This window comes from Acinetobacter sp. GW821-FHT01C12 (assembly GCF_059422625.1).
Genome location: NZ_JBWKXD010000002.1, coordinates 17759 through 40529 on the forward strand (window position 1 = coordinate 17759; position 22771 = coordinate 40529).

19 protein-coding genes are annotated in these 22771 nt (G+C 37.2%); 9 read left to right on the forward strand and 10 right to left on the reverse strand.

Annotation, left to right across the window (positions count from 1 at the left end; all coding sequences use genetic code 11):
• Positions 1-1050: 1050 nt before the first annotated feature.
• Positions 1051-2130 (reverse strand): 3-phosphoserine/phosphohydroxythreonine transaminase, encoded by a 1080-nt coding sequence (gene serC / locus AC07WY_RS05760; RefSeq protein WP_262086228.1) that lies wholly within the window; start codon positions 2128-2130, stop codon positions 1051-1053.
• A 350-nt stretch (positions 2131-2480) separates the two neighbouring features.
• On the opposite strand from serC, the gene AC07WY_RS05765 reads away from it, so the two are divergent.
• Positions 2481-3293, forward strand: a complete 813-nt coding sequence (locus tag AC07WY_RS05765) for an AraC family transcriptional regulator (RefSeq protein WP_004822608.1) — start codon at positions 2481-2483, stop codon at positions 3291-3293.
• 39 nt (positions 3294-3332) lie between these two features.
• Here the strand turns inward: AC07WY_RS05765 and AC07WY_RS05770 are convergent, their stop codons facing one another.
• Positions 3333-3929 carry a LysE family translocator gene (locus AC07WY_RS05770; RefSeq protein WP_056512125.1) on the reverse strand — a complete coding sequence of 199 codons (597 nt, stop codon included), beginning with the start codon at positions 3927-3929 and terminating at the stop codon, positions 3333-3335.
• 85 nt (positions 3930-4014) lie between these two features.
• The gene (locus tag AC07WY_RS05775) at positions 4015-4425 is read right to left on the reverse strand and encodes an SRPBCC domain-containing protein (RefSeq protein WP_262086230.1); all 411 of its coding nucleotides are present in this window, start codon (positions 4423-4425) and stop codon (positions 4015-4017) included.
• Between the two features lie 197 nt (positions 4426-4622).
• Here AC07WY_RS05775 and AC07WY_RS05780 point away from each other — a divergent pair, with 197 nt between their 5' ends.
• From AC07WY_RS05780 to gltP, 5 genes are all read left to right on the forward strand, one after another.
• Positions 4623-6116 carry a TolC family protein gene (locus tag AC07WY_RS05780; protein ID WP_034613744.1) on the forward strand — a complete coding sequence of 498 codons (1494 nt, stop codon included), beginning with the start codon at positions 4623-4625 and terminating at the stop codon, positions 6114-6116.
• A gap of 13 nt (positions 6117-6129) precedes the next feature.
• Entirely contained in the window at positions 6130-7386 is a 1257-nt protein-coding gene (locus AC07WY_RS05785; protein WP_494735936.1) for an HlyD family secretion protein, read from the forward strand.
• Positions 7387-7388: 2 nt separating this feature from the next.
• Complete coding sequence (locus AC07WY_RS05790; RefSeq protein ID WP_494735937.1) at positions 7389-8522, forward strand: ABC transporter permease; 1134 nt, start codon at positions 7389-7391, stop codon at positions 8520-8522.
• On the forward strand, positions 8515-9624 hold the full coding sequence (locus AC07WY_RS05795) for an ABC transporter permease (protein ID WP_494735938.1): 1110 nt from the start codon (positions 8515-8517) through the stop codon (positions 9622-9624). Before AC07WY_RS05790 ends, AC07WY_RS05795 begins: the two co-directional genes overlap by 8 nt.
• Before the next feature lie 277 nt (positions 9625-9901).
• Complete coding sequence (gltP, locus tag AC07WY_RS05800) at positions 9902-11191, forward strand: glutamate/aspartate:proton symporter GltP (protein ID WP_262086234.1); 1290 nt, start codon at positions 9902-9904, stop codon at positions 11189-11191.
• A 136-nt stretch (positions 11192-11327) separates the two neighbouring features.
• Here the strand turns inward: gltP and AC07WY_RS05805 are convergent, their stop codons facing one another.
• The 7 genes from AC07WY_RS05805 to AC07WY_RS05835 all read right to left on the reverse strand — a co-directional run bounded on the left by AC07WY_RS05805 (position 11328) and on the right by AC07WY_RS05835 (position 19657).
• Positions 11328-11735: a hypothetical protein gene (locus AC07WY_RS05805; RefSeq protein ID WP_494735939.1), complete on the reverse strand. Its 408-nt coding sequence runs from the start codon at positions 11733-11735 to the stop codon at positions 11328-11330.
• A gap of 64 nt (positions 11736-11799) precedes the next feature.
• Positions 11800-12210 carry a hypothetical protein gene (locus AC07WY_RS05810; protein WP_494735940.1) on the reverse strand — a complete coding sequence of 137 codons (411 nt, stop codon included), beginning with the start codon at positions 12208-12210 and terminating at the stop codon, positions 11800-11802.
• A 4-nt stretch (positions 12211-12214) separates the two neighbouring features.
• Positions 12215-12745 carry a hypothetical protein gene (locus AC07WY_RS05815; RefSeq protein ID WP_494735941.1) on the reverse strand — a complete coding sequence of 177 codons (531 nt, stop codon included), beginning with the start codon at positions 12743-12745 and terminating at the stop codon, positions 12215-12217.
• Positions 12746-12938: 193 nt separating this feature from the next.
• Positions 12939-14183 carry a transposase gene (locus tag AC07WY_RS05820; protein WP_494735942.1) on the reverse strand — a complete coding sequence of 415 codons (1245 nt, stop codon included), beginning with the start codon at positions 14181-14183 and terminating at the stop codon, positions 12939-12941.
• Between the two features lie 277 nt (positions 14184-14460).
• On the reverse strand, positions 14461-14586 hold the full coding sequence (locus AC07WY_RS05825; protein WP_004822645.1) for a KGW motif small protein: 126 nt from the start codon (positions 14584-14586) through the stop codon (positions 14461-14463).
• Between the two features lie 311 nt (positions 14587-14897).
• Positions 14898-18731, reverse strand: a complete 3834-nt coding sequence (gene purL, locus AC07WY_RS05830; protein WP_494735943.1) for a phosphoribosylformylglycinamidine synthase — start codon at positions 18729-18731, stop codon at positions 14898-14900.
• 185 nt (positions 18732-18916) lie between these two features.
• On the reverse strand, positions 18917-19657 hold the full coding sequence (locus tag AC07WY_RS05835; protein WP_494735944.1) for a hypothetical protein: 741 nt from the start codon (positions 19655-19657) through the stop codon (positions 18917-18919).
• A gap of 491 nt (positions 19658-20148) precedes the next feature.
• On the opposite strand from AC07WY_RS05835, the gene AC07WY_RS05840 reads away from it, so the two are divergent.
• From AC07WY_RS05840 to ruvA, 3 genes are read left to right on the forward strand one after another with little or no spacing between them, the layout of a single operon-like run.
• Positions 20149-21489 carry a deoxyguanosinetriphosphate triphosphohydrolase gene (locus AC07WY_RS05840; RefSeq protein ID WP_004724400.1) on the forward strand — a complete coding sequence of 447 codons (1341 nt, stop codon included), beginning with the start codon at positions 20149-20151 and terminating at the stop codon, positions 21487-21489.
• Positions 21489-22151, forward strand: a complete 663-nt coding sequence (locus tag AC07WY_RS05845) for a hypothetical protein (RefSeq protein WP_494735945.1) — start codon at positions 21489-21491, stop codon at positions 22149-22151. Before AC07WY_RS05840 ends, AC07WY_RS05845 begins: the two co-directional genes overlap by 1 nt.
• 9 nt (positions 22152-22160) lie before the next feature.
• A complete protein-coding gene (gene ruvA, locus AC07WY_RS05850) occupies positions 22161-22763 on the forward strand; it encodes a Holliday junction branch migration protein RuvA (RefSeq protein ID WP_004724404.1) in 603 nt (200 codons plus the stop codon).
• Positions 22764-22771 lie beyond the last annotated feature (8 nt).

Here is a 22771-nt window from a genome sequence, read left to right on the forward strand (position 1 = left end):
TTCAAAATTAAATAATCAGCCCTTTCTAAAACTATTTAAGTTGAAGAATATCGCCTGTTTATTTAAATAATAAATACATTCCCCTATTTGAAAAACCCCAAGAAAACGAATTCAAAAATAAATTTAAAAACAGTAGCTTAAGCATAAAAATTAAACCAATAAATATCATGAGCTTGTTAAAAAATAGACTTCATTTTTATACTTAAATCAGATTATTATCCATATAAAGACTAAAAAATAGTCAAGTTATCCACAATGTATCCACAAAATCATGATTATAAATTCATAATATTTTTATGGATCGGGAGATAATAAAAGCCACAACATATTAATAATGTAATTTAGCACTTTATTTAACCAGTCAATTATGTTAAAAATACGACGAACCAATAGGATTTAAACAATAATTTAAAAATCTAGGCTCAGTAATGAAAATTATACCTGAACAATCGACTAGTCTAATCAATCAAGTTAGTGGTTTTCACTTACGCTTGGATAAAGGAGCCTGCTGCTTTTTTGTTCTAGGTATGTTTTTAGCTGCAATGATGATCCATATATTAGGCATATTCCCGACGACTTAATGTTTCACGACATTTATCCCACATAAAAAAATCCCTCACTCTGGAGGGATTTTTTTATGTCTAAGACTTTAGGGTCTGTTGACAATTCGTCTACGTTTGCGACTACGTGTGTTTTTTAGGCGATACTAGGTACGAAATACGAAATTTAGTCATTCTAAATAAGTAGCTCGTAACGACGTAGCGGCAAAAAATACGCTAGTCCCCAGCTGCGCCTTGCGCTGCAAACAAAGCAGTGCTTTGTTCTTGCTCAGGGTTGTGGCTAAAATTATCTCAGCCTTCGTTATGAAACTCGAAAATAGTCTCGCTATTCTCTTCGTTTCATGCCTTGCCTGCTCAATTTTAACCTACAACGCAAGCCATTTATGAAATGTCAACAGACCCTAATTTCCCCTCCCCTGTTTATTCAATCAAGGAAAAAATTAAGGTCCTGTTCAACTACAACAAATCATTTAAATGTTTTGAAGTGAGATTAGCCGTTACGTTGAGCAAAGTCATCCATAAAGTTGACAAGTGCTTGTACGCCTTCTAAAGGTACAGCGTTATAAATACTTGCTCGCATACCACCCACTGAACGATGACCAGCAAGATTGAGCAAATGATTTTCTTCAGCTTCTTTCAAGAATAATTTATCCAATGCTTCATCTGCTAAAGTAAACGGTACATTCATGATTGAACGGTTTGGAAGTGCGATCGGGTTATTATAAAAATCACTAGAATCAATATAACCATATAGCAATTTAGATTTTTCAAGGTTGGTTTTATACATTGCGTCTACACCGCCCTGCTCAAGTAACCATTCAAAAACCAAACCAGACAAATACCAAGCATAAGTTGCTGGCGTATTCACCATAGAATCATTCTTCGCTTGTGAACCATATTTTAACAAGCTTGGAATTTCAGGTTTTGCTTGATCCAATAAATCATCACGCACGATTACAAGGGTTAAACCTGCTGGACCAATATTCTTTTGTGCTCCAGCATAGATCAAACCAAACTTAGATACGTCTAATGGTGCAGATAAAATACTTGATGAAAAATCAGAAACTAAAGGTTTATCTGTTTCTGGAATATTGGCAAATTGAATACCGCCAATTGTTTCATTTTCAGCATAATGGACATAAGCTGCATCGTCTGACAAGTTCCATGCACTTTGCTCAGAAATTGCAAGCTTTCCATTGATGCTTGTTGCCGCTTCAACGATATTGATATCGCCATAACGTTGCGCTTCTTGAGTAGCTTTTTCTGACCAAATCCCAGTATGAATATAATCAGCTTTAGAATTTTTACCCAATAAATTGAGTGGAATTGCAGAAAACTGAAGTGATGCACCACCTTGTAAGAACAATACTTTATAGTTCTCTGGAATGTTCATCAATTTACGTAAGTCTGCTTCTGCTTTTTCAGCGACAGCCACATAGTCTTTGCTACGATGGCTCATTTCCATGATGGATAAGCCTTTACCATGCCAATCCAATAACTCAGCCTGAGCTTTTTCTAAAACGGCGGTAGGTAATGCAGCAGGACCAGCACAGAAATTGTACGCGCGCATGATTTTTCCCTTTTTAAAAGTGAAACGAATGAAATAGGCGCATTTAACCACAAATCGACCTTTCATGCAGTAGCTTTGTCAGTCAATATTTCAATATGTTTAGAGATTTAGAGTTGATAATTCAATTAACTATCGATATTGAGAGAAGCAAAATATTGTCGCTAGACTGCTCATTGATATTTTTAAACACAACGCTAAAACAATGACTTGTTATCGACCTGCTTTTCTAGCTGACTGCACAAGACTAGAACATTCGTTGCGCATAACCATATACCAATAGAAAACTCAATTTATCAGCTGAGTTCAGTTATAATTTATCTAGCTTAAACTTTATTCATTGGTGATGTTCAATGCCAGCATCAAATCATCAGGATTGGATTCGCACAGCATCGGAAACAGATCGATTTGAACGTATCGAAGCATTTTTTAATGATCATGCCTATGAACCACATCGGCATGATACCTATGCTATTGGTCGCACACTTTCAGGCGTTCAAAGTTTTCATTATCAAGGTGTCATGCAACATAGCCAGCAAGGTATGACCATGGTGCTGCATCCTGATGAAAAACATGATGGTGAATCAGGTACTCAAGACGGTTTCCGCTATCGTATGGTATATATAGAACCTGCAAAAATTCAATCTATTTTAAAGGGTAAACCTCTCCCCTTTATCCAACACGGGATCAGCACAGATCCTCGATTATTTAAAGCCACCAATACTTTTCTACAAAGCATCGAAAATCATATGGAAGTCTTGGAAGAAGAAGATGCGCTGTATGATCTGGCCATGGCTTTGAATGAGATTTCTGTTCAACCATTATCACAACGACTGAGTTTTGACTATCGTGCAGCAGAACAAGCTCGAGAATTTATTCATGCTGTATCTGAACGAAATATCAGTTTGGATGATTTAGAAAAAAATATTGGACGCGACCGCTGGAGTTTGTCACGCGACTTCCGCTTATTGTTTGGAACCAGCCCACATCGTTATTTAACTATGCGCAGGCTGGAAAAAGTTAAAATCAATTTAATCAAAGGGGCTTCTTTGGTTGCGGCGGCAACAGATGCTGGATTTTATGATCAAAGCCATATGACCCGACATTTTAAACAAGCGTTTGGGCTCAGCCCTGCACATTGGAAAAAGATCAATCATTTGCCTTAGGCGTAAATACACACAGATTCAGTTCAAGCTAGTGATTAATCACAGCAAATGCATTCCTACAATAAAATCGCGTAGCATTCCAAGTCCTGTAACAATCAGCATGATTGCCATAATTTTATTTAAATAATTAAACCATTTAGGATCAGAAATTTTATCTCCTAAAAACTTGCCCGCCAAAGCATATACAAATGGCGCTCCAGCAGCACCCATTGAAATAATCAAAGATACAATAAAAATCATTACGCCTGTAATTTTAGCCGCAGGATACATAATTGTCGTGACGGGTAAAATTACCAGAATCCCTTTAGGATTAAACAATTGAATTAAGAAACCATTTAAGAAGGTCAGTTGATGTTCGGCTTTTTCAGTACTTTCTAAATAGGCTGTCAACATTTTAACAGCCATATAAAATGTATACACCGCCCCGACCAAAGAAATATAGTGTAGCCAGTGGTGAGGAATAACAGCCTCACCAACATAGCCCAAAGTCAGAAATAGAAATAACATTGCACAACCCACCCCAATGAAAAAACCGATGGATTGTTTAAGCTGCCCAAGCAGTCCTGAATTCAATCCAATGAAATTTACAGGACCAGGGCTATACATCACACTCAAGGTATAAAGAAAGATTTCCACAACAACACTCAACTTTAATCTAAACGAATTTCAGAAGATCAAAGTAAGTCTGTGGAAATGTTTTGTATTGTACGTTTGTGCAGAACTAAACTTTATTTTCTACATAACGAGCAAAATTATCTAAAATTGCTTGCCAACCTGCTTGCTGTTGCTCAATCGGATAGATCGTTTCAGGATCAAAACTAATTCTCACCACAACAGCATCATTTTTCTGTGCAAAGTGAACTTCAGCATTTCGCTCGCCAAAAGAATAGGCAATTTTTTTATGCGGAATAATTTCAGTATATGTACCCGCAAAATCAAAGCCCATACTGCCATCTTTGGCTTCCATACGATTTGAAAATTGACCACCCACACGTAAATCATTTTTAGAATTGACCGTGTGCCAATCCGATGAAGCGGTATTCCATTGCTGTATATCCTCAGGATTATTATAAATATCCCAAACCAATTCAATTGGTGCTGTGACCACGGACTCAACGGTAATTCTTGCCATTTTTATTCTCCCTATATCTATTTGAGATTTAATTTATTGATTGAATTATCATGGTTTTGATTATAATTTAATCGGATTTATACTGATGATCGAAACTACAAAAACCACACATATTAAAGTATACATTTAGATTATTTATTCTAGTCATTCAAGGTTAGAATAGTCTCAAATTTAAACAAATGCTGATGATTTTTCAGATGAAATTTAAAACTTGCTATTCACTTAAAGCATTATCAAAATTGATACAAGTAAGCAGTTTTGCAGCCTTAAATACGGCCTTTGTATCTGTCACCTTTGCTGAAAATCTAAGCTATGTACAAGCAGAACAATATTTACTTGAAAATTCTTATACTACCCAAGCCAATCAAGCACTCAATCAAGCATCTAAACTTCAAGCAGAGGCTGTCAAAAATATTGGTCTACCTCGCATCGATTTAAATGTACGTGCCTATAAGTTTCATACTGAAACAGATATTCCGCTAAATGGGGTCAAAAATAATCTGGAACAGACGCTTTCACAAGGGGTGAATGATCGGGTTGATCAATGGCAATCTGAACAGAACATTCCATCGAATATCACAGATCCTTTAAAACAAGGACTAAACCAAGGAATTCATAGTGGTATTGGCTTAATTCCAGATACAGCCAATGTTGTCCTTGAAGATGAAGTTGTTCGCCCTACAGTTTCTGTGATGATGCCAATCTATACTGGCGGGATTACATCAACAACAAAGCAAATTGCCAATTTAAAAGTTGAACGTAGTCAACTCGATGCTAAACAACAGCAAGATACACAACGTTTTGAAGTGATTCAGGCGTATTTTAATGTGCAATTACAACAACAGCTGTTCAATGCCAGTCAATTCAATCTGAGTGCAATGCAACAACACTATGACAATTCACTCAAACTTGAAAAACAGGGATTTATTAGCAAAGGACAGCGCATGCAATTTGAAGTTGCGCGCAATAATGCCCAGCGTTCAGAACAAAATGCTTCGGCAAATTTACAAGCCAGTCAGTTCCAACTTCAAAATTTATTGCATAAATCCAAAATTGATCAACTGACGACACCTTTATTTGTCAATCGTCAGCAAAGCCAATCACTCAACCAACTCCTTGCTTCTTATCCTGAAACTTCAAGCCTAGTTCGAAAAATGCAAATGGATACGCAGCTTGCCAATCAAAATGTCAAAATACAGAGCGCCGCAAAAAAACCAACCCTTTTTGCGTTTGGGGAATATAGTTTAGATCAAAACCAAAACTGGATTGTGGGTGTTGCTGCTCGCTACAACCTATTTTCAGGGATTGATAAAAACAAAAATGTCCAAGCCGCTGAATTACAAAGATATGCAACAGAGCTTATGACAGCGCGCACCCAACAAGAGATTGAGAATATTATCTACAAATCCTATAGTGAACTCGCCACAGCACAGCAGTCCAATCAATTACTGCAACAAAATGAACAAGCAGTGTTAGAGAACTTAAGAATCCAACAATTATCATTTAAAGAAGATATGGGCACCGCCACTCAAGTCATCGATGCACAGAATCAACTCAGCCTACTCAAAACAGAAAAAGCACTCAATGCCTATAAATACGTACTCTCTCTAGCAACTTTGCTACAAAGCCATGGTTCTATTGAACAATTTAAAGACTACGTCAATCAAACTAATACAGATTATATTCGTTAAGATGGAGCATAAAATGACAAAACAGCATGACCATCACAATGGACAAAATGATTCATCTTCAACTTCGCAAGCTGATGCAAACTCAGATATTTCATCAAATGAAAATTTAGTTCATCCAGAAATGAATACACAAAACAATCCAGATCCGACTGCTTTATCTGATACAGCTGTAGCACAACAACCTACAGCCGATCAAATTGAAGCTGAAAAAGACACACCAATCAAAGATTCGGCACAGGAACAAAGCGCTGCAACAAACATCAACAACGATCAAAAACCTTCTAAAAAGAAAGCAACTCTGGTCATTGGCGCAATAATTTTAATTCTATTATTGGCATTGATTGCATTTGGTCTATGGAAAAGTTATCAACCTAAAACAGTCGATGTTCAAGGACGTGTTGAGGCTGAAACATTACATGTCAGCACTAAAGTTCCAAGTCGGATAGAAGGCATCTTTGTCAGCGATGGTCAAAAAATTGAAAAAGGACAATTGTTAGTTACCCTAAGTAGTCCAGAAATTGCTGCCAAAAAACAACAAGCACTGGCAAGTTTACAATCCGCCTTAGCCTTACAATCGACTGCTGACAGAGGTTCTCAACAAGAAAATATTGATACCTTATATGCCAATTGGCAAAGTGTAAAAGCGCAAGAAAATCTTGCAAAAACGACCTATCAACGTGGTGCTAACCTCTTTGCACAAGGGGTGATTTCGCGTCAACGCCGTGATGAAATGCATGCCGCTGCGCAATCAGCCACTCAAATGAGTGAAGCCGCTTACCAGCAATATGCACGTGCAAAACGTGGCAGTACCGCTGAACAAAAATCTGGGGCTGATGCACAAGTCGAAATTGCAAAAGCCGCTGTTGCGGAAGCCAATGCTTTAGAGGCAGAAACCAAACTATATTCTCCTGTAAACGGCACTGTATCTAAAACTTATGGTAAACCCTCAGAACTGGTGGCTATTGGTGTCCCTGTTGTGAGTATTATTCAAGATGAAGAAAATTGGGTCAGTTTAAATGTCCGTGAAGATCAATACACCCAAGTTTATCAAGCAAAAAGCTTAGATGGTTTTATACCTGCACTCAATAAAACAGTGTCATTTAACATCAAAAATATAGATGCTGAAGGTGAGTTTGCAACCATTAAAACCACACGTCAAACAGGTGGATATGATATTCGTAGTTTTAAAGTCAAGCTTACACCCGCTGAAGCCGTGCCTGAATTAAAAGTAGGCATGAGTGTGATCTTTAAATTAAAAGAGAGCCAATAAACATGTGGACGGGCATGTTAAGAGAGCTTCAATATTTGCTCAAGCATAAATGGGATTTATGCTTAGTCACACTTGTCCCGCTCTTTGTGATTATTTTATTCAGTAGTATGTTTTATGCAGGAAAAGCTGAACATTTACCGATTGCAATTATTGATCAAGATCAGAGTGAACTCAGTCGCAATATAGAAAAGTATCTTAGTCATAATCACACGCTTTCAATCTACACTGTATCAGACAATCCCAATGAAGTTGAGCATCTGCTCAATCAGACCAAGATTTGGGGATATGTGCATATTCCAGCAGGTGCTGAACAACGCATGGTTCAAGCACAAGATGCGCAGATCAGTATTGCTTTTAATCAGTCCTATTTTAGTATTGGTAATGGAATTTCTTCAGCAATGCTGCTCTCTACAGTTGAAGCCATTGCTGATTTTGCCAAAAATTCATATTTTGAAAATAAAATACCTTATGCTGAACTTTCCACCGCAAATATAAAAATTTCTCCCCTGTTCAATCCAAATCTCAGTTATGAGTTCTATTTAGAACCCTTTATGATTCCAGCAATTTTGCACTTATTGCTGTGTTGTTGTGTGGCTTTTGCAGTGGGTCAAGAATTGAAATACGGCACTTTAAATCAATGGGTCCAAGACAAATCTGTATTGAATGCACTTTTGGCAAAAAATATGGTCTATGTATTCATTTTCTGTTTTTGGACTTGGGTATGGCTGTTTTGGCTGGTGGTGATCCGAGGTTGGTTTATTGCTGGCAGTCTATGGATGATTTTACTTGGACAGTTCTTACTTTATTCAGCCTATGCACTGATCAGTAGTACCGTCGTTCTCGCAACTAAAAATTTATCTAAAACTTTTGGATTTATTGCAGTCTATGGTGGCTCCTCGCTGAGTTTTGCAGGCGTAACGCTTCCCTTAAATAATGCACCAATTTTTACCAAATTTTGGGCCAATATTATTCCCTATACACCTTATGCGAAATTACAAACTGAGCAATGGGTTGTTGGCAGTCCTAGTTTTATTTCGATGATTCCTCTAGCTATTCTTGCCGCATATTGTATTTTCTATTTTGCATTATCAAGTTTACTCCTCAATAAAAATTTAAAGGGAGTAAAACATGATTAAATTCTTTAAAGATCTTGCTCGATACTATATAGACACTTTTAAAAATATTGGGAAAAACTCGTCTATTTTGACCACTATGGTGCTTTCAGTATTTTTTTATAGCATTTTTTATCCTACAGCCTATAAAGCGCAAACTGCTGAAAGTTTGCCTATTATTATTGTAGATGAAGAACAAAGCTATCTGAGCAATACGATCATTACTGAAGTTGGCAAAAGTCCCAATGTAAAAATTACTGAAATTACTGGAAATTTTGAACAAGCAAAACGGATGGTTCAAGAGCAAAAAGCCGATGGTATTTTGTTATTACCTGAGAACCTATCCAATAGTGTGGTTCGAGGTGAGGCTGGTGGTATTGGTTTATATCTCAGTAGTGCTTATTTTCTTAAAACCAAACAGATTGGTTTAGGCTTAGCCACTGCAATTGAAAATGCGGTTGCAGAGCAAGCCGAAAGGTTTGGCAAAATTTCACATTTCCAAGTCGTGCTTCCGATCCATCAAATCCCGTTGTTTAACACACTTTCAGGATATGGCAGTTATATCTTTCCTGCAATTGCACCGCTGATCATTCATCAGACTATTGTTCTAGGTCTGTGCATGTTGATTGCGGGGTATCGTGAACGACGATGGCGAGCCACAACTGCTGAGTTTTTTGGAATCTATCTAGCAGCACTCACGATTGGTTGCCTCGGCTGCTATTATCTATTTGGTTTCACTTACTGGATCAATGATTACCCGAGAGGCGGCAATTTCTGGGGCATGCTGTTTTCCGTTCCGATTTTTATTAGTTGCGTGATTGCAATGGCAATGCTTTTAGCCAGCTATCTAGATATTTCAGAACGTGCTGGACATCTGATCGTTTTCACCTCAATTCCATTGTTTTTACTATCAGGTGCAGCTTGGCCCCTGCAAGCAATGCCAACTTGGATGCAGTATTTTGCTCACCTCTTCCCATCCACTCAAGGGATTAATTTATTTATTCAGTTAAATCAAATGGGTGTGCCGATTCAAGTGATTATTCCTAAGTTAATTTATCTCGTATGCTTAACAGGAATTTTGATGATATGGGCATATATACGCCTAACGCAAACATATAAAAAATAAGAATAGTTATGTGAAATTTAATTTATATAATGAATTAAAATTAACAATAAAATCGAATATTTTAATCAAACTGAACTATTTTTAATCATTTGAACGCGTTTTTGATAAAAAAGTTAGTACTGCTGACGCAAATAGAGTCAGAATAGGCCATTTTCGAAATACTCTGAATACTCAGAATCTCCCACCCTAAGGCACCCACATGCTTTAGCGGGATTTCTTTTGTGTTTTTTTGATAGAGTTTTCCTTTTCGCCAAAATCTGAATTTTAAGGGCTCAGTATGAAGAAAATGAGAATTAGCCTTGCTTGGCAAATTGTTATTGCGCTCTTCTTAGGTATTCTTGTTGGTGCTTTTTTGCACAACGCACCTGAAATTCGCGGTGACATCATTGCAAACTTTTTACAACCATTAGGTAAGATTTTCATCAATCTGATCAAAATGATTGTAATTCCACTTGTGCTTTCCATGCTGATTTTAGGAATTGCCAATGCGGGTGACAGTAAAAGTGTCGGTAAACTTGGTTTTAAAACCATTGTTTATTTTGAGATTATTACGACAGTTGCAATTATTGTAGGCTTAGTTGCTGCCAATGTATTCCAACCTGGTGCAGGCATTGATATGTCTACACTGACAACCTCTGATATTTCGCAATATAAAGAAACGACACAGGAAGTCAGCCATGAAGCTCATGGCTTAGTGAATACAGTTCTTTCACTTATCCCACCGAATATTTTTGCTGCAATGGGTGATGGGCACATGTTGCCGATTATTTTCTTTGCAGTCATTTTCGGTATTGGTCTAGGTTCATTGTCTAAAGAAACCAAGCAACCGTTAATTGACGTGTTAAAAGCTGTTTCTGAAACAATGTTCAAAGTAACTCACATGATCATGATGTTTGCACCATTTGGTGTATTCGGTTTGATCGCTGCGACTGTAGCAAACTTTGGTTTTAGTTCATTATTACCATTAATTAAACTTGCTGTTTTAGTTTATGGGGCAATCCTATTCTTTATCTTTATTGTGCTTGGTTTTGTGGCTAGATTCTGTGGTTTCAGTATCTGGACAATTATCAAAATCTTAAAAGATGAACTTATTCTTGCCTACTCCACTGCAAGCTCTGAAACCGTTTTACCACGTATGATGGAAAAAATGGAAGCTTATGGTGCGCCAAAATCAATTACCAGTTTTGTTGTTCCTATCGGTTATTCATTTAACTTAGATGGTTCAACACTCTATCAAAGTATTGCTGCTATCTTTATTGCACAACTTTATGGTATTGATTTAACCATCACTCAACAGCTTGTTTTGGTTTTGACCCTGATGATTACCTCTAAGGGTATCGCAGGCGTTCCTGGTGTGTCTTTCGTGGTTCTATTGGCAACTTTAGGCAGCGTGGGTATCCCACTAGAAGGCTTAGCATTTATTGCAGGTATTGACCGTATTTTAGATATGGCTCGTACGGTATTAAATGTGATTGGTAACGCACTTGCTGTTCTCGTGATTAGTAAATGGGAAGGCAAATTCGATACTGAAAAACAAAAATCTTATAATTTTGATGCCACACATTAATTTTTAAGATCAGAGAAACCACCTTCGGGTGGTTTTTTTGTACATGCTTGACTGAGATTACCTCCCTTTTAGACTGCTTTCAATTCCACAAATCGCTCAAAAGATTGAATATATGATATGCAGAATAATTAACCTTTTAGCATTGATAAGAGTACTGTTTTAATGGCGTTTTACCCTTCTTTAAAATGATTTTAATCTGCGCTTTTTTACCTACTTCGACAAATTCTTGGGTGATATAACCATCTTTTGCAAGGCATAGATTCCAATCGTAAACTTGCACCCCATGAATCATTAAGCTTTCAACTTTCCATTCGGCCCGTTTTTCAAAATTCACTATCCCCAATTTATTTGTAAACTTTTCATCATATTGATCATCTAATTTTGCAGGATGTACTGCCGTTACTAACACGACTTTTACATCAGGAATTGCTACTCCCTGCTCATTTACAACAGTCACAGTCACTTGAGGCTTCTGTGTTTTATATATCGGATAACAGCTAGTTAAAGAAATCAGGATTGGTACTAGAAATATGTTTCTTTTCATAATCTTATCTATTTAAAAAATTTTTGATTTTTCTAAATCAATTTTAACATATGGGAAATTATAGTCACCTTATTCTAAGTGTATTGTTCTGGCATTTTTGATTCACTTTTGGATCTTCCAAACTTTCTAAATGTATATTAAAAATACTTTTATCTGAAATACTATAATATTGCTTTTTATAGCCTTGTTTAGATACACAGAGCGACCATGTATATTTTCTCTCCAACCCCATATTCAGTGCAAAAGATCTATTAACATCAAAATACGCTTTGCCATTTTTAGTATATTGGGTCTTGTAGTTTTTGATCGTTTTACCCTCTTTAACTGTCGTCGTTAAAACGACATAAGCAAGATCCACCAATTTCCCTTCAGAATCTTTTACAGTTACTTCAATTTCAGGTATGGTTTTTTCTATATATGGATAACATGCGCTAAGTGAAATCAGTATTGGTATTAGAAACATATATCTATTCATTCATTTACCTTGTATAGCCACAGCTCAATTTTGAGTTTCCTTGTGGTGTTTCATCTAAAGCGTTCTCAATATTCCAATCATCACCCAAAACCTTACGTAAATGATAGAGCACCGTTGTCGGTGTACCCTTAAATACAAAATAGTAACCATTGGATTGAGTTTTACCCGATTTATGTTTTTGTAAGGCAATTTTGATCAGTTGTGATCCAAAAACATGATGATCTACTGCTAAATCATCCTGTTCAGTATGTGCAGTTTTATAATAGCGATAACCTTGCACACCATAATATGTATTATTACCAATAATCATCGTCTGTTTAGATTTATTCAGCTTTACATTTTTCTGCCCATTACGGCTAAAATCTTGTAAAAGTACAGCTATTTTACTTTCAGGATGTTGAAAAAGTGCATAACAATTGATCGCTTTAGTATCGATAAGCGTGTCTATTTGAATATTCTGAGCATTTACCAATTGTGTAGAAATTAAACCGACGATTAGTAAACTTATTTTATTTATATTCTGAAACTGTTTCATAGATTATTTTCCAGCAGTCGTTTATGAAAGCAATAAGTTTTATAAGGACTCTAAAGTCACGATTAGGTCATTTATTTTTATGAACAAAAAATTATAAAAATTCATAATAGACTTCTTTCATAAGCCCTTTTTAAAACCATAAATCAACATAAAAGCACCCTCATCCTAACCTTCTCCCATAGGGCATTGGTATCTACACATCTTTTTGTAGAGACTCTAATGCAATTTCAGCAATCAGCTTAAGGTCATCAACCGAATGTTCAGATAATAATTGTAGTGTATTCAGTAATATTGACAGACCAGCCAAAATTGCAGGAGCACTTTCCCTTGTTCCTCTTTTTTGTTGCCTTCCTGATAGACGTGTTAGAAAGACTCTAACTCTTGAATTTTTCTCATCATTTTCTCGCTGTATTCGCCAAGTTAATACACATGCCATACTTGCAATTAAGAGTCGTCTTAATATCGCTTGCGGAGTTGTTTGTAGCCATGACTCAATGTCATGGCCCGCCTGTTTTAACAACTTAAAATAGTTTTCTATTTTCCAACGCCAGTAATACCAAGTTGCCAATTCTATACTTGGAATTTCTGATGATACATTACTTAATAAGCTCCAACGAGAAAGTGATTTTCCTTGCTTATTTTTAACTTCAACTACAATCAGTCGAACGGTTAATGACTTTCCCTTTTGTGGTGGAACTCTTTTTCCCGTTTCATCTTTTTGCATTGGTCTTGCATTACGCGTAATACTGATTTGAGTTTCACCAACATAAAGTTGTTCGCAATTCCCTTTATATTGAATTGTATGGGTTTGTGTAGTTGGTATTTGGTCTGACACTTCTCTTAACTTAACATCTTCTCCTTGATATTCAACACGATTTCCTTCTTTACCTCGAATAAGAAATAAATGTTCTTGTTGATTCAATAATCTAAGATGAGCAATTGAATCTCCTTCACGATCAATAATATGTACGAGTTTCTTTTCTATTGGTAAAGACTCAATATGTTCGATTTGTTCACATAGTGCATTTAAATGGGTTTCTTTTATTTTATGCTCATCAGTAAATGTTGAATAACGTCCAGTAGCATCACATAAAGTTTGATCTAATGGTGCAATGGGTAACCCCGTTTCCGCATCAATTAATAAACTGCTTTGTAATTCATAGCCTTTGTCACTTGCATGTGTTCTTTTGAATCTATTTAACTTGTTGTTATGTTTGAAATATTGTAGTTGAGACCAATCATGAGCAACTAAGGCATAGTGGTGATTCGATAGAGCGATTTGTTCAAGCGCAAGTTTTTGAAGAGGCTGATTGAGTTGTTGAAATGAAACGTTTTCGTTATTTAAGAAACGCCAAACTGCTTGGGTTGTAGCAAAGCTAGTCTTTTGGGTAGAGGTAATATCTTTAAGCGCTGGGGCTAATGAAGCAAGTGGATTCATATTAAGTTTTACAAGACGTCCGTAGCGTTTAACTAATCGGTTATCTAAGTGTGGAATGTTAAATTGGAGAGCATGCTCTCCAATTTAACTTAAATAGATTTAATTGTGTAGATACCTATGCCCATAGGGAGAAGGAACTCTCAATACTAATATAATTCACTCCACATGATTATTTTTTGATTCATGAAAGATCTTTAATGCACAAAAACCACAATAAAGTGGCTTTTGTCATTATCATCTAAAAATTATCAATCAGAAAACGTACTCGTTTCTTTAGCTATGCAATTAAATACGCACTGAGAATAATCAGCATTTGTACAGCTAAAATAACACTAAACCATTTCCAGCCTTTTTGGCGAAGGATGACCTTATCTGCTGTTGAATAATTGACTGTTCTTATCATTTTATCACCTCATTCTTGCTACATCATGGAACATCTTTGGGGCAAAACATCAGTCTTTTAATAGACAATGTATAACATGCAAAAAATAAACCAACGTTAAAACTGTAACTAAAATTATCTTATACTTATCTATATAATTAACTTTATAGAAATCAACTCATTCTGATGTTTCATTATTTAATCATACATAGTGCCACTATCACACGTAGCAGCATAAATTTCATCCTTGAGTGGAGATAATGAAAATATTGATCAGTTTAAAACAAAAAAAGCCCCTTACGGGGCTTTTTTAATCTATTGGTCTAGTCTAATTAACCAATAAACTTACGCGCATTACGGAACATACGTAACCATGCACCATCTTCAGTCCACTCTTCAGGTTTCCAAGAATGCTGAATAGCACGGAAATTACGTTCAGGATGCGGCATCATAATCGTTGCACGACCATCTTTTGAAGTCACCCCAGAAATCGCTTCAGGAGAGCCATTTGGGTTCAATGGGTATTGTTGAGTTGCATTACCCAAGCTGTCTACATAACGTAAAATTACTTGATTACCAGCATTTAACGCAGCAAAGTTTTCAGCAGAAGTTTCTGCACGACCTTCACCATGTGCAACAGCGATTGGTAAAATAGAGCCTTCCATGCCTTCTAGAAGAATCGATGGAGATTTCTCAACTTTCACATTCACAACACGTGCTTCAAATACTTCTGAAGTATTACGGCGGAAACGTGGCCAGTTGTCTGCACCCGGAATGAGTGGCGCAAGCTGAGCCAGCATTTGACAACCATTACAAATACCCACAGAGAAAGTATTATCACGGTTAAAGAATTTCTCAAATTGATCACGAAGTTTAGGATTAAACAGTACAGACTTAGCCCAACCACCACCAGCACCTAAAACATCGCCATAAGAGAAACCACCACAAGCAACCAGACCTTCAAAGTCGTCTAAATCTACACGACCTGAAAGTAAATCACTCATGTGAACATCAACCGTATTAAAACCAACTTTATCGAATGCCGCAGCCATTTCAACATGACCATTTACGCCTTGTTCACGTAAAATCATCATGTTTGGACGGCGTTCATTGATATAAGGTGCTTCAACAGGCTCATTTAAATCAAATGTTGGTAATGCAATTATACCTTTATGGTTTTTATCACCAATTAAGGCAAATTCTGAATCAGCGGTTTCTACGTTATCACGTAAACGTTGAATTTGATGTGACACCTCAGTCCAAGCTTGTTGCAATTCAGCACGATCAAGGAGCAAACCGTTCACTGATAATTTATCAGAATCATTGACAGTACCAACAACACGAATTGCTTCTCTTAAACTAGAAGTTGCAACTTCATCTGTCAAACTTGCCCAGTCTGCTGAAGAAATTTGCAATACTGCGCCGATTTCTTCAGCAAATAAGCTTTCAGTAGATTGATCTTCAAGTGCTACACCTAAGCGTGAAGCAAACATCATTTCAGCAACAGTTGCCAATAAGCCACCATCACCGATGTCATGATATGCCTTGATCAAACCGCGATTATTCCAATCTTGAACCAATGCAAAGAATGCTTTGAACTCATCAAAGTTATCAACATCAGGTGTAACAGAACCAATTGCCTTATACACTTGTGCAAGGATCGAACCGCCTAAACGGAACTGACCTTTAGATAAATCAATACGTACCAAAACTGAATCTTCATTTTTCAATTCTGGTGTCAATGTTTTACGAACATCCAACACAGGTGCAAATGCAGTGATAACACCAGACATTGGTGAAGTCACAGATTTATCTTCGCCGTCGTCATTCCAAGTCGTACGCATTGACAATGAGTCTTTACCCACTGGAATTGCGATACCCAATGCAGGACACATTTCCATACCGATTGCTTTTACACCTTCGAATAATGCTTGATCTTCACCTTTTTGACCAGCGGCCGCCATCCAGTTAGCAGACAGTTTAATATCGCTGATCTGTTCAATATTGGCACACATGATATTGGTGATGGACTCAGCCACGGCCAAACGTGCCGAAGCAGCAGGATTTAACAATGCAACAGGAGGACGCTCACCCATTGCCATTGCTTCACCGGTATAGCCTTGTAAGCTTGTTGTGGTTACCGCAGCATCCGCAACTGGCACTTGCCAGCGGCCCACCATCTGATCACGCGATACCATACCCGTGATTGAACGGTCACCAATAGTGATTAGGAATGATTTTGAAGCCACTGTCGGGTTTTTCAATACACGGAAGATCGCATCTTTTAAATCGACTTTAGATGCATCAAACTCATCACCTTTACGTTGAATCGTTTCGTATGAACGGCTCATACGTGGCGTGCCACCAAGCATGACTTGCATTGGCATATCCACTGCTTTGTTTTCAAACAATGGGTCGTTTACAGTCAATTGACGTGCTTCAGTCGCTTCACCCAATACCGCAAATGGGCAACGTTCACGTGCACAAATCGATTCAAATAACTCTAATGATTCTGGTTTGATGGCAAGCACATAACGTTCTTGCGCTTCATTTGACCAGATTTCCATTGGCGACATGCCTGGTTCAAGCGATGGGATTTTACGAAGATCAAGAGTTGCACCCAATTCGTGATCATTCACAAGTTCAGGCATTGCATTGGAAACACCACCCGCACCTACATCGTGTACAGATACGATCGGGTTAAAGTCTTCCATTCTCCAACATGCATCAATCACTTCCTGACAACGACGCTCCATTTCTGGGTTTTCACGTTGTACAGAAGCAAAATCTAGGTTTTCACCCAATTTACCACTATCTACAGAAGAAGCTGCACCACCGCCCAAACCAATGAGCATCGCAGGGCCACCCAGTACAATCAGTAAATCGCCTGGCTGAATTGCATCTTTTTCAACATGGTCAGGACGGATATTTCCGTAACCACCTGCAATCATAATCGGTTTATGGAAACCTTTTACTTCGCCATTAACATTTTGCTCAAAAGTACGGAAGTAACCATTTAACGCAGGGCGACCAAACTCGTTGTTAAATGCTGCACCACCTAAAGGACCATCAATCATGATCTGAAGTGGTGATGCCATACGAGATGGTTTACCGTAATTTTCTTCCCAAGGCTGTTCAAAACCGGGAATATTAAGGTTAGAAACCGTAAAGCCCGTTAAACCCGCTTTTGGTTTACCACCACGGCCTGTTGCACCTTCATCACGAATTTCACCACCAGAACCTGTCGCAGCACCTGCAAATGGAGCAATTGCTGTTGGATGGTTGTGGGTTTCCACTTTCATGAGAATGTGAGCAGCTTGGCTCTTGTATTTATAAATATGGTGGCCCGTAGCTTCATCTTTTTTCGGATAGAAACGCTGTGTGTCAAAACCAACAATTACAGAAGCATTATCTTTATATGCTGACAAAACATCTGTAGGTGATTCTTTATAGGTGTTTTTAATCATTTGGAACAATGATAATGGTTGTTTTTCACCATCAATTGTCCACTCTGAACCAAAGATTTTATGACGACAATGTTCTGAGTTTGCTTGAGCAAACATCATCAACTCGATGTCGTGTGGGTTACGCCCCATCTTATTAAATGCTGCGGTTAAATAGTCAATTTCTTCATCTGACAATGCAAAGCCAAACTCAGAGTTTGCTTTAACCAGTGCATCTTTACCTTGCCCCAAAATATCAATTGAGTTTAAAGGTTTAGGCTCAGTTTCAGAGAATAAAGCTGTTGCGTCATCAATTTTATTGAAAACGCTTTCTGTCATACGGTCATGTAAAATTTGTTTTACTTCATCAGAAATTTCAGAAATTCCCTTTAAAGTAAACAAAACACCGCGTTCTAAGCGGTGTACAGGTGTATTACAGTTGGCAAAAATATCGGTTGCCTTAGATGACCACGGTGAAATTGTACCGACACGTGGCGTGACTAAAATCTGGACTTCGTCACTTGCAGCCTGACGAACTTCAAACGATGCGCCATCGTTTAAAAGCTGTAAAGCAGATTGCTGTTGTTGCTCGTTGAGCGTTTGGTCGAAAAGGTAAACCCATTGGCTTTCTATTGATTGAACAGAACTGATCGACGCAAGGCGTGTTAATAGTTGTGTTTGCTTAAAAGAAGAGTGTGCAGGTGCACCGGCAACGATAAACATGCTGTTTTTGGCTCCACGGGCAGGTTTTGGCAACCTACCTCAATGTGACTTGAAGAGAGCGCATATTCTACTGTGAAAGCAAGATTTCAGCTAGTCATATCCCACTTAAAAAACGCTGAAATCTTGGTTTTAAATATCCGATTTACTTTGACTTTCGTCTTTAAACATGATTCGTAACAATTGAATTATTGAGCTGTATAATGAAACTCACCCGTTTTAGGATCTTCTTTCGCAATGATTCCACTTTTTTGATAAAAGACTTTTCCACAAGAAATCTCAGGATCGATTTCACCATCAATATCGTAGGATAATTGGATATTGATATGTTCTAAATATGGGTTTTGAGATGTAGAGTCAATGAAAAATGCATCTAAACTTTCCATGTTATAGCACACATAGATTTTTTCAGGATGCGAGTTTTTATTCAGATCAATTGTATAGGTATGATCCGCATTTTGAGTCATTCGATCAAGCTTGAGGGCCACCGCATTGACCAAATCGCCACTTTTATTGATCGCATATGCATAGTTTGCCGTATCATTTTTATAAGCTTCGTTGCAGTTTTTAATTGGTTGCCCAATCTTCACCTTGCTAGGCGTAAGATCCTCTATTGTAAATTTAGCTTTTCCATTGAGCATACTGCTTGGTAAGATACTCCAATACTGTTTATTTTGCGCATTTGGATCATCTGTCCAAATACAATTATTTGTTAAATGACCATCTGGCGTTTCTTGAAAAGCAAAGGTCGCTAAAGCTTGATCTACTGGTTCAGGCTTCGTAGGAATACTTTCTTCAATTTCAGCTTTGCTTGCTGCAATCTTTTTCTGAGTTTCGATTTCTTTGTTTTGATTGGATAGATTTTTATCAGTTGGGCTACACCCTGCAAATAGAATAATCATAGTTAATAAGAAGAAATTTTTATTCATGCTTTACTCTTTTTTTAATTATACAAGGATAATGTTTATTCATTTTAACTGTTTATAGGGATAAACATATTAACTTTAATCATGGAAATTTTCCTAATGTTTGGACTATCTAGATTATAAATTGCTTTACAGATTATTCAAAAATTTACTGCTCAATATTTAGTGGATAGAAAAGATCAAAAATTAACAGGTGATTGTATTATTGGATAATTTTTAGATGATGGCAAACAGCTTTTAATTCGCCTTGATTCTGAAAAACCTGATTATGGCTCTGTTGTTGTCGTGAACCCAATTACAGCGAGAGATGATTGGTTTAGTGTTGAGACCAATTTTTATAACTTCATTATGAATTATTTTAAATATAAGGGTGAAAAATACTGGGAAAATATTTCTCAAATATAAACCGAACAAGACAACTTATGACGCCCGCCCCTAGTACATTTTCAATAAATTTGGCATCATACGATTAACGAAAGAATGAATAATGATAAATGACTCAAATGCGTTGGTTAGAACTCCTTTCAACAGTTCGTTTAGGTAGTAAAAAGCAAAGTACAGAACAGGCACGAAGTCCATTTCATAAAGATTATGACCGCATTATATTTTCGCAAAGTTTTAGACAACTCAATCGTAAAACTCAAGTTCATCCACTGACCCAACATGATGGTATTCATACACGGCTTACACACTCTTTAGAAGTGTCATGTATTGGCCGTTCTTTGGGAATGCTCGCTGCTGAAAAAATCAAAAATGAACTCCCCGTTTGGATCTCCCCAGCAGATGTAGGGGCAATTATTCAAGCTGCATGTTTGGCACATGATATTGGTAATCCACCCTTTGGACATGCTGGTGAATATGCGATTCGTGAATGGTTTGATGACGCTGCACATACAAATTTTTTACAAGACCTAAGCCCTGAACAACAAGCAGATGTACGGCAGTTCGAAGGCAATGCACAAGGTTTAAGACTGCTTACTAAAATTGACTATCATCCTCATGATGGGGGGATGCGTCTTACTTACGCAACGTTAGGAGCTTACTTAAAGTATCCTTGGCTCTCAAAGACCATCGAATCTCAAGGAAATACCCCTGCAAGCAAACGTGCTAAATTTGGCTGTTATCAAGCTGAAAAAGAAATTCTTAAACAGATTGCAGATCAACTCGGTTTAATTCAATTGGGTGAGTATCATTGGTGTCGTCACCCGCTGACGTATTTACTCGAAGCTGCTGATGACATTTGTTATGCCTTAATTGATTTAGAAGACGGCATTATTCTCAATATGCTCAGCTATGAAGAAGTTGAACCTATTTTTCTCGATTTATTAGGAGATTATGGTGTTCCCGCTGAACTCAGTATGCCGTATATGACTTGGCAACAAAAAATTGCCGCTTTGCGTGGTCGTGTCATGAAACGTTTGGTTGATGAAGTAACCACAGCTTTCGCAAAACAACATTATCAAATTTTGTCAGGACAGCTAAAAGGTTCATTACTGCAATACTGTGCTGAGGACATTGAGATCGGGATAGATCGAGCAAAAAATCTTGCTCGTGAAAAAATCTTTGAACACCCGCAAAAATCAGGTTTGGAAATTATTGCCCATCAAAGTTTACAGCATATTTTAGATGCCTTTATTCCCCTTACCACACCAAATAAAACATTAAGTTTTAAAGATGGTCGTTTACTGTCTATTTTAGAACGGTTTGGTGCACGCTTTAGTGATCATCACTATGACAATATTATGCAAGTCTTAGATATCGTGAGTAAATTTTCAGACCATCAAGCCTATAACTTAGCGCAAGAACTCCAAGGTAATAAAGTAGGATTCTTTTGATGAAACGGTTTGTAGATGATGGAATCACATTGAATAGATTTTCTCGGCAACCTATTTTAGTAGAATGTCCATTTTGTTTAAAAAATGCCACCGTCTATACGAAAAAAATTGATGATGTTGATTTCGAGCAACCCTTTTTTAGTTGCCAAAATTGTTGTAAATCATTTGACCAAAAAGCCAAACAGGAAAATAACTTAGGCTATTTCTCTGGGGTTTATTTAGATATTGAAGAAACTTGTCGTTGTAAACGTGGAAAATTTCAGTTTCATCAATACTATGCAAAAAAGAGTTTTGTTCCTCAATTTATTGAATTGAATTGCAACTTTTGCCCAATTTCCAAACGGATCTATCCTAACCAATTTGATATACGCAAACAATTTAATCGCGGCTTCAATACAGATCCTTATTTTGGTTATTGCCTAACACTATGTGTATCAACAAGAAATGGACTTATTTTCGCCTATAATCAAGAACATATTAACTGTTTAAAAGATTATATTTCTGCAAACCTTAGACAAAGAACTTATTTAAATACCAATAAAACCTATTTTAATCGTTTACCTGCTTGGATAAAATCTGCCCGAAATCGCAAAGAAATTCTTAAAGCAATTTTGCGTTTAGAGCAAATGGCATCTACTATTCAACCATTAACAAATAAGTGAACAAACTCAATGATCGGATGTCTTATTGGTGAAGTCTTAGCTTTAGAAGCACCTACCGTACTTTTAAATGTAAATGGCGTGGGTTATGAGATCGACACGCCACTCTCAACATTTTGCCAATTACAAAAAGGTCAAAAAGTTACCTTATGGACACATTTAGCCGTCCGTGAAGATGCTCAATTACTTTATGGCTTCTCTAACGCTCAAGAAAAAACCATCTTTCGCACCCTGCTAAAAGTGAATGGTGTCGGTCCTAAAATGGCTTTAGGCATTCTCTCTACACTGAGTGTGGAAATGTTGGTACATACTGTTGAGAATGGTGATGTGAAAACTTTAGTTAAAGTCCCTGGCGTTGGTGCGAAAACAGCCGAACGTTTAATGATTGAACTTCGTGATCGCTTTAAAGCCTTTGCTACAGGTACCACACCGAGTAATTCGACTTCAACTCAAATACAATTTACAGGCAATTCTGCTGTTGCTGAAGCTGAAGCTGCATTGCAATCTTTAGGTTATAAACCTTTGGAAGCACAAAAACTGATTAATGCCGTGAAAGCAGACTATACTGAAGCAAGCGACATTATCCGTGCTGCACTTAAATCCATGAATAAATAAGACAGATT